At 54.1% G+C, this 16,917-nt stretch carries 16 protein-coding genes and 6 tRNA genes; 19 read left to right on the forward strand and 3 right to left on the reverse strand.

Going from position 1 to position 16,917, the window contains the following annotated elements; all coding sequences use genetic code 11:
• The first annotated feature begins 221 nt into the window (after positions 1 to 221).
• The 11 genes from csrA (at position 222) to K0H80_RS06130 (ending at position 5,546) form a co-directional block, all read left to right on the forward strand.
• The gene (gene csrA, locus K0H80_RS06080) at positions 222 to 419 is read left to right on the forward strand and encodes a carbon storage regulator CsrA (RefSeq protein ID WP_011865020.1); all 198 of its coding nucleotides are present in this window, start codon (positions 222 to 224) and stop codon (positions 417 to 419) included.
• A 213-nt stretch (positions 420 to 632) separates the two neighbouring features.
• Positions 633 to 724: transfer RNA gene (locus K0H80_RS06085), tRNA-Ser, on the forward strand.
• 21 nt (positions 725 to 745) lie between these two features.
• A tRNA-Arg gene (locus tag K0H80_RS06090) sits at positions 746 to 822 on the forward strand.
• Between the two features lie 37 nt (positions 823 to 859).
• A tRNA-Arg gene (locus K0H80_RS06095) sits at positions 860 to 936 on the forward strand.
• Between the two features lie 25 nt (positions 937 to 961).
• A tRNA-Arg gene (locus K0H80_RS06100) sits at positions 962 to 1,038 on the forward strand.
• Between the two features lie 53 nt (positions 1,039 to 1,091).
• A tRNA-Arg gene (locus K0H80_RS06105) sits at positions 1,092 to 1,168 on the forward strand.
• Between the two features lie 8 nt (positions 1,169 to 1,176).
• A tRNA-Ser gene (locus tag K0H80_RS06110) sits at positions 1,177 to 1,268 on the forward strand.
• Between the two features lie 545 nt (positions 1,269 to 1,813).
• Complete coding sequence (locus tag K0H80_RS06115; protein ID WP_258406185.1) at positions 1,814 to 2,053, forward strand: OadG family protein; 240 nt, start codon at positions 1,814 to 1,816, stop codon at positions 2,051 to 2,053.
• Positions 2,054 to 2,072: 19 nt separating this feature from the next.
• Positions 2,073 to 3,878: a sodium-extruding oxaloacetate decarboxylase subunit alpha gene (oadA, locus tag K0H80_RS06120; protein ID WP_220073430.1), complete on the forward strand. Its 1,806-nt coding sequence runs from the start codon at positions 2,073 to 2,075 to the stop codon at positions 3,876 to 3,878.
• 8 nt (positions 3,879 to 3,886) lie between these two features.
• On the forward strand, positions 3,887 to 5,020 hold the full coding sequence (locus tag K0H80_RS06125) for a sodium ion-translocating decarboxylase subunit beta (RefSeq protein WP_220044658.1): 1,134 nt from the start codon (positions 3,887 to 3,889) through the stop codon (positions 5,018 to 5,020).
• A gap of 340 nt (positions 5,021 to 5,360) precedes the next feature.
• Positions 5,361 to 5,546, forward strand: coding sequence for a hypothetical protein (locus K0H80_RS06130; RefSeq protein WP_011865024.1), 186 nt, complete (start codon positions 5,361 to 5,363; stop codon positions 5,544 to 5,546).
• Positions 5,547 to 5,575: 29 nt separating this feature from the next.
• On the opposite strand, the gene K0H80_RS06135 is transcribed toward K0H80_RS06130, so the two are convergent.
• Both K0H80_RS06135 and K0H80_RS06140 read right to left on the reverse strand, forming a co-directional pair.
• Positions 5,576 to 5,761, reverse strand: coding sequence for a hypothetical protein (locus K0H80_RS06135; RefSeq protein WP_011865025.1), 186 nt, complete (start codon positions 5,759 to 5,761; stop codon positions 5,576 to 5,578).
• Between the two features lie 131 nt (positions 5,762 to 5,892).
• On the reverse strand, positions 5,893 to 7,143 hold the full coding sequence (locus tag K0H80_RS06140) for a dicarboxylate/amino acid:cation symporter (RefSeq protein WP_220073431.1): 1,251 nt from the start codon (positions 7,141 to 7,143) through the stop codon (positions 5,893 to 5,895).
• A 277-nt stretch (positions 7,144 to 7,420) separates the two neighbouring features.
• Between K0H80_RS06140 and K0H80_RS06145 the strand changes: the two genes are divergently transcribed.
• From K0H80_RS06145 to K0H80_RS06180, 8 genes are all read left to right on the forward strand, one after another.
• The gene (locus tag K0H80_RS06145; protein WP_220073432.1) at positions 7,421 to 7,843 is read left to right on the forward strand and encodes a YqaA family protein; all 423 of its coding nucleotides are present in this window, start codon (positions 7,421 to 7,423) and stop codon (positions 7,841 to 7,843) included.
• Between the two features lie 85 nt (positions 7,844 to 7,928).
• On the forward strand, positions 7,929 to 10,763 hold the full coding sequence (locus tag K0H80_RS06150) for a M16 family metallopeptidase (protein WP_220073433.1): 2,835 nt from the start codon (positions 7,929 to 7,931) through the stop codon (positions 10,761 to 10,763).
• A gap of 180 nt (positions 10,764 to 10,943) precedes the next feature.
• On the forward strand, positions 10,944 to 12,533 hold the full coding sequence (gene gshA / locus K0H80_RS06155; protein WP_220073434.1) for a glutamate--cysteine ligase: 1,590 nt from the start codon (positions 10,944 to 10,946) through the stop codon (positions 12,531 to 12,533).
• Positions 12,534 to 12,535: 2 nt separating this feature from the next.
• Entirely contained in the window at positions 12,536 to 13,000 is a 465-nt protein-coding gene (locus K0H80_RS06160; RefSeq protein ID WP_220073435.1) for a hypothetical protein, read from the forward strand.
• A 98-nt stretch (positions 13,001 to 13,098) separates the two neighbouring features.
• Positions 13,099 to 13,716, forward strand: coding sequence for a transglycosylase SLT domain-containing protein (locus K0H80_RS06165; RefSeq protein ID WP_011865031.1), 618 nt, complete (start codon positions 13,099 to 13,101; stop codon positions 13,714 to 13,716).
• A 322-nt stretch (positions 13,717 to 14,038) separates the two neighbouring features.
• Complete coding sequence (purE, locus tag K0H80_RS06170; protein ID WP_041510500.1) at positions 14,039 to 14,548, forward strand: 5-(carboxyamino)imidazole ribonucleotide mutase; 510 nt, start codon at positions 14,039 to 14,041, stop codon at positions 14,546 to 14,548.
• Between the two features lie 482 nt (positions 14,549 to 15,030).
• Positions 15,031 to 15,579, forward strand: a complete 549-nt coding sequence (locus K0H80_RS06175) for a sigma-70 family RNA polymerase sigma factor (RefSeq protein WP_220073924.1) — start codon at positions 15,031 to 15,033, stop codon at positions 15,577 to 15,579.
• Entirely contained in the window at positions 15,579 to 16,382 is an 804-nt protein-coding gene (locus K0H80_RS06180; RefSeq protein WP_220073436.1) for a hypothetical protein, read from the forward strand. The genes K0H80_RS06175 and K0H80_RS06180 overlap by 1 nt, the downstream gene beginning before the upstream one ends.
• Positions 16,383 to 16,432: 50 nt before the next feature.
• Here K0H80_RS06180 and K0H80_RS06185 read toward each other — a convergent pair whose 3' ends face one another.
• Positions 16,433 to 16,876, reverse strand: a complete 444-nt coding sequence (locus K0H80_RS06185) for a hypothetical protein (RefSeq protein ID WP_258406187.1) — start codon at positions 16,874 to 16,876, stop codon at positions 16,433 to 16,435.
• Positions 16,877 to 16,917 lie beyond the last annotated feature (41 nt).

The following is a 16,917-nucleotide window of genomic DNA, read 5'->3' on the forward strand; positions in this document are numbered from 1 at the left end:
TTAAATTTAATGCTGGTTTAACTGACTGCCATTACTATCTTGGTTATCTGTCATGCCTGATCCCGATAAATCAGCGATGTGCGGCACATTTAAACGAATTAACATGCAATAAAAGGGTGTTTTTTATCAGAACACTATTAATTTGTACTAAGCTGACCGTATAATAAGGTCATAACGGAATAATGCCGTATAAGCAGAATTAGGAACTAAAGGAGCAAAAAATGCTGATATTGACTCGTCGTGTTGGTGAAACACTGATGATTGGTGATGAAGTTACTGTCACCGTTTTAGGCGTAAAGGGTAATCAAGTTCGTATTGGTGTTAATGCACCAAAAGAAGTTTCAGTTCATCGTGAAGAGATTTATCAGCGTATTCAGTCTGAAAAGTCAGGTAGCTCTTCTGAAGGCGGCAATTTTTAAGCGATAGATTTAACCGGCGTTACACTATAAGAGTCAGCAAGTTTGCTGGCTTTTTTGTTTTTGGCTGACAGCTTTTTAACCATAACGGCGACTTAGCATACAGGCGCTTAGGGGAAATAGGGATAACTGCTTAAAAACAGCTCAAACAGAATTTGTTTAGGAGAAATGGTTTGACTTATTTTCTTCAAACAGTAATATGTGCGCCAAGAAAACGGAGAGGTGGCCGAGTGGCCGAAGGCGCTCCCCTGCTAAGGGAGTATGGGCTTTATCTCCCATCGAGGGTTCGAATCCCTCCTTCTCCGCCATTTCTTAACTGACAAAACAGGGCGCGTGTAGCTCAGCTGGATAGAGTACCTGGCTACGAACCAGGCGGTCAGAGGTTCGAATCCTCTCACGCGTACCATTTGTTTTTCAGTAAAAGTAGGTTATAGATATAAGATGCGCGTGTAGCTCAGCTGGATAGAGTACCTGGCTACGAACCAGGCGGTCAGAGGTTCGAATCCTCTCACGCGTACCATCTCCTAACTTACCAAAATTTCTGTGCGCGTGTAGCTCAGCTGGATAGAGTACCTGGCTACGAACCAGGCGGTCAGAGGTTCGAATCCTCTCACGCGTACCACATTTAAAAATCGACGGTTTTGGCCGTCGTTTTGTTTGAAAGCCTAGAATTTTGCGCGTGTAGCTCAGCTGGATAGAGTACCTGGCTACGAACCAGGCGGTCAGAGGTTCGAATCCTCTCACGCGTACCATTTTAGACGGAGAGGTGGCCGAGTGGCCGAAGGCGCTCCCCTGCTAAGGGAGTATGGGCTTTATCTCCCATCGAGGGTTCGAATCCCTCCTTCTCCGCCATTATTAAAACCCGCAACTTAGGTTGCGGGTTTTTTTATGCCTGTTTTCCCATGTCGTTCGAAGTTCAACGCTCAAAAACTCAAAGTCTATCGTCATTTGGCTCATACTTAAGCCAATCCCGCTCATCTCTCAATATTACCGCGCTTATTGCCTAGGCAGATTGCATAATCTTGCATATCACTCTCGATCTCGTTCGTTTTCGTGAATTCAATTTTCAAGCAGATTAGAGCTTTTTAATCTAATTCTAGATTTGATGGCTAATTTTTTATGTGATCGTCAAAAATAGTCGCCATTTATTGTGAAATAACCGAAAGCCCCTTATCAATTAGTCGTAATTTGGTAAGACCAATTTACAAGGCGCTCGCCTTTTTGTTATAGATTGGTTAAGGTTTCCTGGCTAAAGGCGATCTTTTTGCGCCTCAATCGACGACACCTGTCATGTCACCTGTCGATTTTAATGCGTATTACCTGAATAAATAGCATGTCCTGCGGCTAGGCCGTAAGTCTGATGTGCTCGATTAACCTGAGAGGATAGTATGGATTCAATGGCTCAACAGATAATGGAAGCACTGATGATCATGGTGCTGGGTATGGGGTTGGTGTTTATCTTCCTAACTATACTCATTGGGGTCGTTAATCTGGTGGCCTGGAAATGTGCGCCTAAACCTAATCTTGCACCACTAGCCGAAGCGAGCGAAGCGCAAGTTTCACGCTTTCCAGGCGTCGACCCTAAGATGGTCGCCGTGATCACCGCCGCCGTCCATCAATATCGCGCCAAAGCATAAATAGAAGTAGGGAGTTTTTATGAGCAAGCCACTTGCATTAACCGACGTTGTCCTGCGCGACGCGCATCAATCGATTCTTGCCACGCGTCTTCGTATCGACGACATGCTTCCTATCGCCCCCTTACTCGACAAGGTGGGCTTCTGGTCGCTGGAATCCTGGGGCGGTGCCACCTTCGACGCCTGTATTCGTTATCTGGGGGAGGATCCCTGGGAGCGCATTCGTGAGCTTAAGAAGGCCATGCCCAATACGCCGCAGCAGATGCTGCTTAGGGGACAGAACCTGCTGGGCTATCGCCACTATGGTGATGACCTGGTGCATAGGTTTGTCGAGCGCGCGCATCAAAATGGTGTGGATGTGTTCCGTATCTTCGATGCCATGAATGACGTGCGTAACCTGGAGACTGCGGTTAAGTCTGTGGTCGAGGTGGGCGGTCACGCCCAGGGTACCATCTCCTATACCACAAGTCCGGTACACACCTTAGAGACTTGGGTGGACATGGCTAAGCGTCTGGAAGATATGGGTTGTCACTCGCTCTGTATCAAGGATATGGCCGGTCTGCTCAAGCCTTTCGATGCCTTCCACCTCATCAGCCAGCTCAAGGCGCAGACCAACCTGATCATCTCTATGCAGTGCCACGCCACCACGGGCCTGAGTACGGCGACCTATCAAAAGGCGATTGAGGCAGGCATCGACGTGCTCGACACCGCCATCTCTTCGATGAGCCAAACTTATGGTCATAGCGCTACCGAGACCTTGGTGGCCATGGTGGAAGATACCGACAGGGCCACGGGTTACGACATGGCGCTGCTCGAGCAGATCGCCGCCTATTTCAGAGAGGTGCGTAAGAAATATGTCGCCTTCGAAGGGGAGCTCAAGGGGATCGATTCGCGTATTCTGCGCGCCCAGGTGCCAGGTGGCATGCTCACCAACATGGAGAATCAACTGAGAGAGCAGGGCGCCGCCGACAAGTTGGATCTGGTGCTCGAAGAGATCCCTAAGGTGCGTGAAGATCTTGGCTTTATTCCGCTGGTTACCCCGACCTCACAGATCGTCGGTACCCAGGCTGTGATCAACGTGCTCACAGGTGAGCGTTATAAGTCGCTCACCAAGGAAACCGAAAGTGTGCTTAAGGGCGAGTATGGCGCCACGCCTGCGCCGGTAAATAGTGAGCTACAGGCTCGCGTGCTGGCCGGCGTTGAGGCGATCTGCTGTCGCCCCGCAGACCTGCTGCCCGCCGAGCTGGACAGCCTAAGAGCCGAGCTGAGCGAGAAGGCCACCAGCGAGCAGATAAGCCTGGCAGCTGAGCTGGACGATGATGTCTTGACCTACGCGCTCTTCCCGCAGATCGGCCTTAAGTTCCTCAAGAACCGTGATAATCCGGATGCGTTCGAGCCTAAGCCAGAAGCCCCTCAAGCCACAACTCAAGCTGCGACTGCAAGCGAGCCAGCTAGCGCGCGTCAGCCACTGGGCAAGGAGACCTATACGGTCAATGTTCAGGGCCAGAGTTTCGTGGTGGAGGTCTCTCCCGGCGGCGATATCAGTCAGATAGTGCCGAGCGAGAATGTGGTGCCCTTCGCGGCGCCAGAGCCTGCCGCGCCTGTGGTCGGCGAAGGCTCTCCCATGAACGCCCCCTTGTCTGGCAACATCTTCAAGGTGAATGTGCAGCCAGGGGATGCCGTCAAGGCGGGGGATGTGGTGATCATCCTCGAGGCGATGAAGATGGAGACAGAGATCCGCGCCGAATCCGATGGCGTAGTCGCCAAGGTGTGGGTCAAAGAAGGCGACTCTGTTGCCGTTGGCAATCAATTGCTTGCCATTGCATAGGAGCTAAGATGGACGGATTAATTGCCTTTTGGGCCGAGTCGGGTATTGCTAACTTTACCGGCGGCCAATTGTTGATGATGGCAGTGGGGGCACTCTTGCTCTATCTCGCTATCGCCAGAGGCTTCGAGCCGCTGCTGCTCTTGCCTATCGGGTTTGGCGCCATTCTGGCCAACATTCCCAACGGGGGCTTCACCGAAGAGGGGGGCATGCTCTATTACGCCTACCATGTAGGGATCGAAACCGGGGTATTCCCCCTCTTGATCTTCATGGGGGTCGGGGCCCTGACCGATTTTGGTGCCCTTATTGCTAACCCTAAGATGTTGTTGCTGGGGGCGGCTGCGCAGTTCGGGATCTTTGCCACCCTAATCGGTGCCATCGCCCTCAATGCCGTGCCGGGCTTCGAGTTCACCATGAAGGATGCGGCGGCCATCGCCATCATTGGCGGCGCCGATGGTCCGACGGCCATCTTCCTCGCCTCCAAGCTGGCGCCTGAGCTGCTAGGTGCCATCGCGGTGGCAGCCTACTCCTACATGGCGCTGGTGCCCATCATTCAGCCGCCTATCATGAAGCTGCTGACCACTGAGGCCGAGCGTCAGATTAAGATGGAGCAGCTGCGTGAGGTGAGTAAGCTTGAGAAGATCATCTTCCCGCTGGCCGTGCTGGGGCTGACCATTCTGTTCCTGCCGGCGGCGACGCCTCTGGTGGGCATGTTCTGCCTAGGCAACCTGATGCGTGAATCTGGGGTGGTCGATAGACTCTCCAACACGGCGCAAAATGAGCTGATCAACATAGTGACCATCTTCTTAGGCCTGGCAGTGGGCTCTAAGCTCTCGGCCGATAAGTTCCTGCAGCTGGAAACTTTGGGCATCCTGGTGCTGGGGGCCGTGGCCTTCGGTATTGGCACCGCGGCCGGTGTGCTGATGGCGAAGCTGATGAGCAAGCTGTCTGGTGGTAAGATCAATCCGTTGATCGGCGCAGCCGGCGTCTCGGCGGTGCCTATGGCTGCGCGTGTGGTCAACAAGGTGGGTCTGCAGGCCAATCAGCAAAACTTCCTCTTGATGCACGCCATGGGGCCGAACGTGGCCGGTGTGCTGGGCTCAGCGGTCGCCGCCGGTGTCTTGCTGGCGGTACTGGGTGGCTAGTTAAAGCTGATTACTTACACGTTGAGCTGATGAAGCGGTCGACACTTGTGTCGGCCGTTTTTTTTGACTCAGTATTTGGCTGGGTATTTTAGGACGGTATTTAATAGGCTCAGTTGCTAAGCCCTGTCGTAAAGCCCGCCTTTATTAAGAGCCAACGGGTCTCCTCTGCAAGACAGCCTTCTCAAAGATAGCTATCCATTCGGCTTCCCTTAATCAAGCTAATGCTAAAGCGCTTGATGCAGATCAACGCCTGACTAGCCGATTTAGTGTCTTATAGTGTGATGCAGCTCTCAATACGTCAGTTTTGGTGAGCCACTACCCAATTAGTGAGGAGTAGACGATGGAATTACGACCCAATTGTTATACCGATATCTGCGTGAACGGTAAATGGTTTCACTATGACCACGGCGATCATTCGGTGTTTATGTTAAACGGCGGTGATCCGTTGACCTTCGAGTTGAGCGAGCTGCCGACTACCGAAGCCGAGCTGGAGGCGCATCTGGCGACCTTCACCCAGCAGGGGTAATTTCCCCCCGCAGGGCGACTGATATTGTGTTAACCGCGCAGGTTTTGCCCTGCGGTGAGCCAGAGCAGAAAGCCGAGTGAGAGCATGAGGGTAGCGCTGATCGCTATGATATAGATAAAGCCCTTCTTGCCTTGTTTCAGTGGCACGCCGTTGAGATAGAGAAACAGCGCCCAGAACAAACTTAAGATGATTGGCAGTAAAAACAGGCGAGCCATGGCGGTTAATTGATACCTTATTGCTGGGTGCAGTTAATATATGATTTAAACTTACTATTTCAAATTTAACAAGCAATTAGCAATAAAAAAGCCGCATTAAGCGGCTTCTTTTTTATTGGGTAGAACTGAGATTAGCTGGCAACCTCAGGGGCGTCGCTCTCTTCGTTGCGATAGAACTGCTCCTGGTCGAGCTGACCCTCTGACTTGCCCACCACCACGGCCGTCATCATGTCGCCGGTTACGTTAGTCGCGGTACGTATCATGTCGATCACCCTGTCGATTGAGGCGATAAAGGCTATGCCTTCAAGGGGCAAACCTACCACGCCCAGGGTGACAGAGAGCATCACCATGGCGCTACCGGGTACGCCTGCCGTTCCCACAGAGGCCACAGTGGCGGTAACGGCGATCAGCATGTAGTCGGTCATCTCCAGCGGGATACCATAGATCTGCGCGATGAAGATGGCCGCGATGGCCGGGTAGATACCGCCACAGCCGTCCATGTTCATGGTGGCGCCTAGTGGCAGCACGAAGGCGCCATATTTCTTCGATACGCCCATGGTCTCAGTGGCGCGGGTGCTGGCGGGCAGGGTGCCGAAGCTAGACGCCGTGGTGAAGGCAACCAGCTGGGCTGGCATCGCCTTTCTGAAGAACTGCACCGCGCTCAGGCCGGCGCCGAATCTGACCAGGCCGCCATAGACGAAGATCATGTGGATCAGCGCGGCGATATAGATGGCGCCGATAAACTTGCCCAGCGGCAATAGGGTTGATAGGCCATATTCACCTACTACCCAGGCCATCAGGCCGAATACACCGATAGGCGTCAGTTGCAGTACCATGCGGGTCAGCTGGAACATCACCTCGGCGCCCGCTTCTATGGTGCGCTTGAGCGGCTCGGCCTTGTCGCCAATCTTGTTGATGGCGATACCGACTAAGGCGGCGAAGACGATGATCTGTAGCACCTTGCCTTCGGCCAGGGAGGCAAAAGGATTGACCGGGATCATGTCCAGCAGTACCTGGGCAAAGCCTGGCACGTTACGTTCGCGCACCTCTGTGGTGGCCAGCTCCAGCGAGCCCCCCATGTCGATCAGCGACCCGATCGTCAGGCCGATGAGTGAGGCTATGGTGCCGGTCAGCATGAACATGGCCAGGGTCTTGATACTCAGGCGCTTGAGGCTAACATCATTACCCAGAGAGGTGATGCTGACGACGATGGCGCAGAAGATCAGCGGCGCAACCAACATCTTGATTGCCGCTATAAAGAGGTCGCCCAGCGGCTTGAGTTGGGTTGCCTGCTCGCCCAGGACAACGCCCAGGCCAACCCCTAAGATGAAACCGGCGAGAACCTTCTGCCAAAAGGGGATCTGTTTAATTGTTTGCCACATGGGATCTATTCCAAATTTATTAAGTCGTTATTGTGGATGGCGTTTCGAATCAAAAATGAATTGCTTGTTCTAGCATGAGCCATCCAGGTATTTCAACCTTAGCGAGTGAGCCAGATATTGTATCTGGCCGATGCCTTGCTTACCAAAGCGATTTTGTTATAACTTATTGTGATATAAGAGTTTGTTTTAATAAGATTAAATTTTTACTTTTAGGTAACATGATCACCTTGAAAACAGCACACATAAAAATTTACTTTTTTTCATTAGGTAAGGGATCATGACGGCGTTATGGTTGATCTTTAGCGGCGCCTTTTTAGCCGCCACCTTGTTACCGGGTGGATCTGAGGTACTGCTGGCGGCGCTGATCAATCAGGCGCCCGAGACCTGGGTCTCCCTAGTGGTCATGGCGACCCTGGGCAATACCTTAGGGTCTCTGACCAGTTACTATCTTGGCGCCCTGGGGCGTTTCGCCAAGACGCCCGAGGAGATGGCCAGCGGCCGTTATCGCCATGGGCTGCGGCTCATCGAGCGTTATGGCTACTGGAGCCTGCTGCTCGCCTGGACGCCCCTCATCGGCGATATCTTATGCCTGCTGGCAGGCTGGCTCAGGATGCCACTGGTCAAGTCCAGCATAATGATTTTTATAGGGAAAGGAGTGCGCTATCTGCTGGTTGCGGCGTTGGCGTTACATTGGTCGTAAGCGGTGTGGTCTTTTGGGACGAACTTATTTTGGCAAAAGCTGTCTCGATAAAGGCTGGCCTCACTGTTTCAAATAGGAGTAAAGAATGAAAAAATGGATATTGGCTGCGGCAATCTCGGCCGCGCTAAGCGCCTGTGCCAACGCACCGGCAAACGTGGCGCTGCCCCAGGGCGTTTCGCTGATCGAAAATGTGGCCCTGGCCGAGTCGGGCGTCGGCATTCCCTACAAGAAATATCAATTGGCCAATGGCCTGACGGTGATACTGCATCAGGATCATTCCGATCCTCTGGTGCATGTGGATGTCACCTATCATGTGGGCTCGGCAAGAGAGCTGCCAGGACGCTCTGGATTTGCGCACCTGTTTGAGCACATGATGTTCCAGGGCTCAGAGCATGTGGGCGACGAGCAGCACTTCAAGACGGTAACCGAAGCCGGTGGCACACTTAACGGCACCACCAACACAGACCGCACCAACTATTTCGAGACTGTGCCCAGCAATCAGCTAGAGAAGATGCTCTGGCTGGAGTCGGATCGCATGGGGTACTTCTTGCCCGCGCTGACAGACAACAAGTTCGAGGTGCAGCGCGAGACGGTGAAGAACGAGCGCGCCCAGCGTATCGACAATCAGCCCTATGGCCGTATGAACGAGCGCTTCAATCAGGCCTTCTACCCCAGCGGGCATCAGTATTCCTGGCCTGTCATCGGCTGGCCCGAGGATCTCAATCGTGCCCAGCTCGATGACGTGAAACACTTCTTCCAGCGTTGGTACGGCCCGAACAACGCCACACTCACCATAGGCGGCGATTTCGACGAGATGCAGACCCTGGCCTGGGTGAACAAATATTTCGGTGAGATCCCAAGAGGCCCTGAGGTGAAGCCCGAGGCCAAGACGCTAGTCACTTTAGATAAGACCCGCTATATCTCCATGGAAGACAGGGTGCACCTGCCGCTGCTGCGCATGGCATTTCCAACCGTTTACGCCAGCCACGAAGATGAGGCGGCGCTTGATCTGCTGGCCAACATCATCGGCGGCGGACCTACCTCGCTGGTGTACAAGAACCTGGTGAAGGATGGCTATGCTGTGCAGGCCGGCGTGAGCCATCCTTGTCAGGAGCTGGCCTGTCAGTTCTCTATCTATGCCCTGGCGAACCCTGCCAGAGGTGGTCAGCTGGCGGATGTCGAGCGTCGTATTCGCGAGTCTATCGCCGAGTTTGAACAGCGCGGCGTGACAGATGACGACCTGCAGAAGGTGAAGGTGCAGTTTGAGGCAAACACCATCTTCGGCCTGCAGAGCGTCAAGGGCAAGGTATCGACCCTGGCCTTGAATCAGACCTTCTTCGGTAATCCCGACATGATTGCCCACGATCTTAAGCGCTATGCCAACGTCACCAAGGAAGATGTGATGCGGGTGTTTAACACCTACATCAAGGGCAAGCCGTCTGTGGTGATGAGTGTGGTGCCTCAGGGGCAACAGCAGCTGATCGCCCATGAAGATAATTTTGTGGCGCCTGCTCCGCGGGTGGCCGCCGAGGCCGTGACCGGCATGGTTGATGTGGCCAAGGCTGGTAGCAGCTTCGATCGCAGCGTGATGCCGGGCGCCCAGCAGGCACCTGTTATCACGGCGCCAAGCCTGTGGACAGATAAGCTGGCTAACGGCATAGAGGTGATGGGCACAGAGAGCGACGAGACCCCAACCGTCGAGCTGCTCATCTATCTTAACGGCGGCCATCGTCTGGCCGACGTGAAGCAGGCGGGTTTAGCCGGTCTGACCGCGGCCATGCTGAACGAATCCAGCGACAAGCGCAGCACAGAAGAGCTGGCCCAGGCGCTGGAGATGCTCGGTAGCAGCGTCAGTTTCGGCAGCAGCATCTATCAGAGCTACATCAAGGTCTCGGCCCTGACCTCGCATCTGGATGAGACCCTGGCGATCGTCGAGGAGAAACTGTTCTATCCTGGCTTTAAAGAGAGCGATTTTGCCCGTGTGCAGCAGCAACACCTGCAGAGCTTGCAGCACATGCAGTCGGACCCTAACTATGTTGCCGACAGTCAGTTCGATGCCTTACTCTACGGCAAAGACACCGCCCTTGGGGTGAGTGAGATGGGCACGCCCGCCAGCGTGTCTCAGTTGACCCTGGACGATGTCAAAGCCTTCTACAACAAGCAGTTCCGCGCTGGTAACGCCCAGATAGTGGCCGTGACTAACCTGTCTAAGGCCCAGCTGATGCCTAAGCTGAAGGGGCTGGCTCAGTGGCAAGGGGAGGCGACGCCATTGCCAAGTTTGGCCGCCATGCCAGCCCTCGATGCCGGCACCGTCTATATCCTGGACAAGCCGGGCGCGGCTCAGTCGGTTATTAAGATAGGTAAGCGCGCCATGCCCTATGATGCCACCGGCGAGTTCTTCAAGTCTTACCTGATGAACTATCCACTGGGCGGTGCCTTTAACAGCCGCATCAACCTCAATCTGCGTGAAGACAAGGGCTACACCTATGGTGCCCGCAGTTACTTCAGCGGGGGCAGCGAGCTTGGTTTGTTCGAGGCTTCGGCCAGCGTGCGCAGCGATGTCACCGCCAAGGCGCTCACTGAGTTTGCCAAGGAGATCAACGCCTATCAGGCTGAGGGGATGACAGACAAGGAACTGGCCTTCCTGCGCAGCTCTATCTCTCAGGGGCAGGCACTGGATTATGAGACGCCATACCAGAAGGCGGGCTTCATGCGTAAGATCCAGCGCTACAAGCTTGCCGCCGATTACACCCAGCAGCAGGCCGATATCATCAAGGCCGTTGGCAAGGATGAGCTGAACCAGTTGGCGAAGGAGAAGCTGAACCTGGACAAGATGATAGTGCTGATTGTCGGCGACAGGGCGAAGATCGAACAGGAGATTAAAGCCCTGGGCTACCAGGTGAAAAATTTGCAGTTGTAATCTGTAGCTTGCGCCCCAATATAGGCCCTAGCGGTGAGCATTAACTCTGCTCACCGCTTTATTTTTTCCCTTGCCAAGGATCTAGCACAGCGGCTATTTTGTGGTGATGGCGAAAGCAAACGCGCTTTTTGCAGGTCTGACTTGCAAGGCAAACGGTTGAAGCAATGAGAGACGAAGAATTTGAACTCTTTCGATGAAGTGATAGGCCTACTCGACAACGAGCAGGGAAGCGCCGCACTGGCAGGTATGCAACGAGGTATAGAGCGCGAAGCATTGCGTATTGAGCCAAATGGTCATCTGGCCATGGATAAACATCCTAAGGCACTCGGCTCGGCTCTGACCCATTCGCGGATCACCACAGACTACAGCGAATCCCTGTTAGAGTTTATCACCCCTGTCTATCAAGATATCTCAGCCTTGCTGACGGATCTCACCCAGACCCACGCCTTTTCGGTAAGGCACCTAGGCCTGCAGCAACTCTGGCCGGTGAGCATGCCCTGTTATGTCGGCGATGTGGCCGATATCCCTATCGCCGATTATGGTAGCTCCAACACAGGGCAGCTAAAGCGTTTGTACCGCAAAGGCCTCACCTATCGCTATGGCGCCCAGATGCAGATCATCTCTGGCGTGCACTTTAATTTTTCCGTATCCGATGCCCTGTGGGAGCTGCTCTATCAAGGGGCGGATAAACGCCTGAGCAAAGGCGATTTCATCTCTGAATCCTATTTTGGATTGATCCGTAACTACCGCCGTTTGGTTTGGGTATTGCCATATCTGTTTGGTGCCTCGCCGGCGCTGTGTGGCTCCTTCATCAAAGATCAACAAACTGATCTCGCCTTCGAGAAGTTAGGTAAAGGTACCCTCTATCTGCCCTATGCCACCTCGCTGCGCATGAGCGATCTGGGTTACACCAACAAGGAGCAGGAGCGGCTCAACATCAGCTACAACTCTCTGGCTGAGTACCTCGAGGGGATCAACGCGGCGATTAAGATGCCATCGGCTCATTTCGAGAAGATCGGCGTCAAGGTCGACGGTGAGTTCCGTCAGTTAAATGCCAACGTGCTACAGATAGAGAATGAGTTCTACTCGCCCATTCGGGCTAAGCGGGTAACCCTCGCCGGCGAGAAACCCTCTCAGGCCTTGGCCCGCGCTGGGGTCGAATATATAGAGGTGCGTGCACTGGACGTCAACCCCTTCAGCCCTGTGGGGATAGATGCCGATCAGGTACGTTTCCTGGACCTCTTCCTGCTGCACTGCCTATTGACGCCATCGCCAAAGAGCGATGCGACAGATGAGGCCGCCATTGGCGCTAACCTAAGTAAGGTGATCACCCGTGGTCGTGAGCCTGGATTGACCCTTAATCGTGGGGGCGAGCAAGTAACGCTAAAGGCCTGGCTCGAGTCTCTGTTTGGGGAGTTAAGCACCTTGGCTAAGCTGCTCGATGGTGAGGGGCAGGCTTATCAAGACAGCCTGGCTCATTGGCTCGAGGCGGTGCGGGATCCGGCCAAGACGCTGTCTGGTTGCGTGATGTCGGCACTATTGGCCGAGGGGATAGATCATAGCCAGTGGGTGAAATCCCTGGCGAAAGACTATTACCATGCCCTGCGTGAGTATCCGCTGACGCATGAGGTTGAGGCGGCCTATGAGGCGGCGGCCGAGAAATCCTTGGCGGCCCAGGCCAAGCTCGAGGCGGAATCAGTGCAGGACTTCGAGCAGTATCTTGCCGACTATTTTGCCGAGGCACCCGCGCCGGTAGAGCAAGTGGTGTAAGCATGAAGGCTCGCGCTATTTGCTCAGGTTTCGGCCGAGGCTTTGGCATCGCAATTGGTCTGCTGACACTGTCTATGCTGTCGGGCTGCGCTTCCGGGCCCGGCAACGAGTCGCTGTGCGCGACCGTGTCTGGCTATCAGATGCCGGATGAGTCTCAGGGCTTGTACCGCGCCGTGGTGACCCATCTCAACGGTAAGCCTGTGATCTCAAGGCCCAACTATCGTCTCGCGCCGGGGGAATATCAATTCACCCTGGCCGAACTCATCGACTCGCCGCGACTCAAGGTGAAACTCGCGGCGCGCCAGACCAAGACGCTGACGCTGCATCTCGAGGCGAATCAGCGCTATCACCTGGCGGCTCAGTTTAATCAGGACAAGATCTATCGCGGCCTGGATACCGACTACTGGCAACCCGTGGTGTGGGCCCAGGAGTCTCATGAGTGTGAGTTCCTCAACGAATCAAACTAATGGATTGATAGCATGGGGTAAATTTGCCGCCTGGTGATTGCTTCTCTACAGCAAGGATGTGAAACTAGCCCAATGTGTTTAATGTTTTCGGTCTGTTGATGAGAAAGATTTCCTTAGCCTTACTTGCCGTTAGCTTCCTGTCATTGGGGGGCTGCGCCACCTCACCGCCAGAGGATCCTGAAAACCTCTGCGCCATCTATCAAGAGAATCGAGACTGGTATGAGGCCGCGGTCGATACCCGCGAGAAGTGGGGCGTGCCGGTACATGTGCCCCTGGCCATGATGTATCAGGAAAGCTCATTTAAACACAACGCGGCGCCGCCGATGGAGTACTTCTTGGGCTTTATCCCCATCGGCCGTGCCAGTGACGCCTATGGCTACGCCCAGGCTAAGACGCTGACCTGGGATGACTATGTGCGCGAGACGGGCAACTCCTGGTCGAGCCGCAGCAACTTCGACGATGCCATGGATTTCATGGGCTGGTTTATCTACAAGACCCACAAGATCAACGGGGTCTCCAAGTGGGATGCCCGCAACCAATATCTCAACTATCACGAGGGGTGGGGCGGTTATAAGCGTGGTACCTACAGGCAGAAGCCTTGGCTGATCAAGGTGGCCGATAAGGTCGACAAGCGCTCCAAGCGTTATGCCGCCCAGTACCGCAGCTGTCAGGAAGACCTAGACTCCTCCTGGTTGTGGCGTCTCTTCTTCGGTTAACCCTAGGAGTGGGCTTCGTCAGTTTTTAAAGCTGCAGGCGAGGCCCAAATAAGGTACATGCCGTGTCGTTAATGTGCCTCCTTCATGTGCCTCCTCGGGGCCGTTATTCCCTCTTTGTTCCTCGAAATATTGCCTATCTTAAACTCAAGAACTCACTGTTTTTATCAGCGCACAATAACTGGCGGTTATTTTGAGGCTAAGTCAATGCTGCTTAAGCCTTTTTGCGCTACTTGGGTTAATCCAGGCGATCACTGTTATCTGCATTTAAAAATGACTATAATGCGCGCAAAACAATAGCCTTACCCTACAAAAAGGATAAAAGATGACTAAGCCATTTGTTGCCGTACTCATGGGATCGGATTCTGATCTCCCAACAATGCAAGCCACCTTAGATGTACTTAAAACTTTCGGTATTCAATACGAAGCCAAGGTGACCTCGGCGCACCGTACGCCTGCAGCGACCCACGCTTACGTTCACGATGCCGAAGAGCGTGGTTGTAAGGTCTTTATCTGCGCGGCGGGTCTGGCGGCTCACCTGGCAGGTGCCGTAGCCGGTATCACCACTCGTCCGGTTATCGGTGTGCCAGTAGATTGCGGTCCACTACAGGGCCACGACGCTCTACTATCGACAGTGATGATGCCTGGCGGTGTGCCTGTGGCTACCGTAGCTATCGGCAGTGCGGGTGCGAAGAACGCGGGTTACCTGGCGGCGCAGATGTTGGCCGTTGGCGATGACGCCCTGGCACTTGCGGTAAAAGAAGAGCGCGCCAAGTCGGCTGAAGCCGTACAGGCAAAAGATGCCAAGCTACAAGAGAAGCTGGCTAACGCTTAATGCCTGCCTAATGGCTGCTTAATGCCTGCCTAATGGCTGCTTAATGCCTGTATAAAGGGACCTCATCAGCCTGAGACGCCATCCATTCGGGTGGCGTTTTTTATCTCATCTCTCGCCTATCTCTTGCTCATCTCTGATTCATTTTTCTGATCATTTTTACTGCATTCCTTTTTTAACTGATGTTTAACCCTTTTTCATTTCCCTAACGTCTATAGCTGTGAAGGGCGCTTTACCTAATGGTTGGGATGAAAGGCTAGGATGAAGCCCAGAGCACATTTCGTCCTAGGCGTCGCGACTTGCCCGAATAGATACCTGTAAATTGCTGAAAAGCGAAGCAACTTGTTGCCAAAGCATGGACAAACCCCGTCGAGGGATGCAGACTCAGCTATTGCATGAGTTTAACGCCGCTCGAGGAGTCGGTATGAGGGAGTCCCAGCGTGGAACAGGTATCTGAAGTAACTGCAGATAGTGATCAAACCCTGATGGCGCAATACGCACAGGGAGATCAAGGTGCCTTTGAGCAGCTTTATCATAAACACAAGGGTGGCCTGTATCGCTATTTCAAGCGTCAACTAGGCGACAGTGCCTTGGCCGAAGATCTCTATCAAGAGACCTGGAGCCGGGTGATTAAGGCCGCCGCAGGCTATGAGCAGCGCGCCAAGTTTACGACCTGGCTCTATCGCATCGCCCATAACTTGCTGATCGATCATGTCAGGGCGCTGAAACCTGTGGACAGCCTAAGCGACCCGGCAGGCGAGGAGCAGCCCCTGGAGGCAGTCATCCCCAGCGATGAGAGCGGCCCGGAAGGTCGGCTCGAGAATGAGCAGAAAGCCTTGATCTTAAAGCATTGCATCAGCCTTCTGCCCCATGTGCAGAAAGAAGCCTTTCTGCTGAATGTGGAGATGGGATTTACCGCGGCGGCGATAGGAGAGATCGCCGGGGTTGGCATGGAGGCCACTAAGAGTCGAATTCGTTATGCTAATCAGGCGCTCAAGGCCTGTGTGCAACAAAAAATGGCAGGAGCAGTCTAATGTCAGATGAAAACGATAAAATGCTCTCGGATGCCGAGCTAAAGGCGCTCTATCTGGCTAAGGCCACAGAGCAGCCATCAACAGAGCTGGATGCCCGTATCCTGGCGATGGCCCAGCAACGCTTAAGTGAACATGCTGGCGAAAGCGAGCAGAGCGGGGCAGCCAATGTTATTCAGGTCAGCTTCTGGCGTCGCTATCGCTGGCCGTTGTCATCGGCCGCCTCAGTGCTGCTGTTATCTAGCCTCTTGCTGCTGAACCTCAATGGGCCCACGCCCATAAACGATCAAGTCCGGCCCATGCTAGTCAGCGAGCCGCAGGCGATGCGCATGGCAGCGCCGCCTGAGCAGCAAGAGCCGAAAGTGCAGCAAGGGCCGAGCGTTCAGAAAGAGCCGAAAGTGCAGCAGGGCCCGAGTGCCCAGGCTGATGCAGCAGATGCCGAGCTGGCAAGCCCTCAAGCCGTGACTATGATGGCGCGTAAAGCGCCTGTTGATCTGAAAACAGAGAGCCAGGCCGATGGCCAAGGCGAGCTCGAATCGTTAACGGCGCAGCAAGTCGGTGCTGCTGATCTGGATACAGCAACAGATGCAAAGGCAGCGACTCAGGCCAAGGCGGTGATATCGGATATTCAGGCGGTGAACCATCTGCAGCAGCTGGTCGATAGCAAGCTGTGGAGTGATGCCGATACCCTGTACCAGAGACTGCTCAAGGAGCGTCCAAGGCTGGAAGATAACAGCCATCCCCAGCATGCGCAGTGGCAAGCGTTAGTGAAGCAGATTAAGGCTCACCGGCAGACCAAAGAGTGACAGTAACTGAATCAATAGCATTGAAAACGGGGCCTTAGTGCCCCGTTTTGTTATTCAAACCAAGATTTTACCGCATCCCAGATCCCCAGCGAGTGCCCCTCGAACAGATCTATCCCCAACGCCGATTTCAGCAGATAGATGAGGAGTAATCCCAGGCTCAGGCTGATCAGGATAAAGACGATGATGACGCCAAACAGCGCCAGGCTGGAGAGACGTTTCTCGCGCCGGGTGAATGCCCGGCGGTTGCGCCCCAGCAGCATCACATAGTAGAAACGCCATGGGATAAAGGGGATGGAGAAGGTGCCTCGGCTGTCTATGGCGTGTCGCTGCCAGCTGCGTCCCTGCAAGGCGTTATCTATCGCCTCGAGTTGTGCCTGACTGAAGCTTGCCGCCAGCGCCTTGGGTTGGCTCGCCAGAAACTGGGCGATGCGCTGACTCTGTTCGCTAGAGGCTGGCGCCTTTTTTGTTACCTTAGTGTCGATATCCTGTCCCATAGCCATCCGAGATAGAAGGAATTTTGGCCTAAGTATAGTTG

It is taken from the genome of Shewanella aegiceratis, assembly GCF_019457495.1.
In the GTDB taxonomy this organism is placed as follows: domain Bacteria; phylum Pseudomonadota; class Gammaproteobacteria; order Enterobacterales; family Shewanellaceae; genus Shewanella; species Shewanella loihica.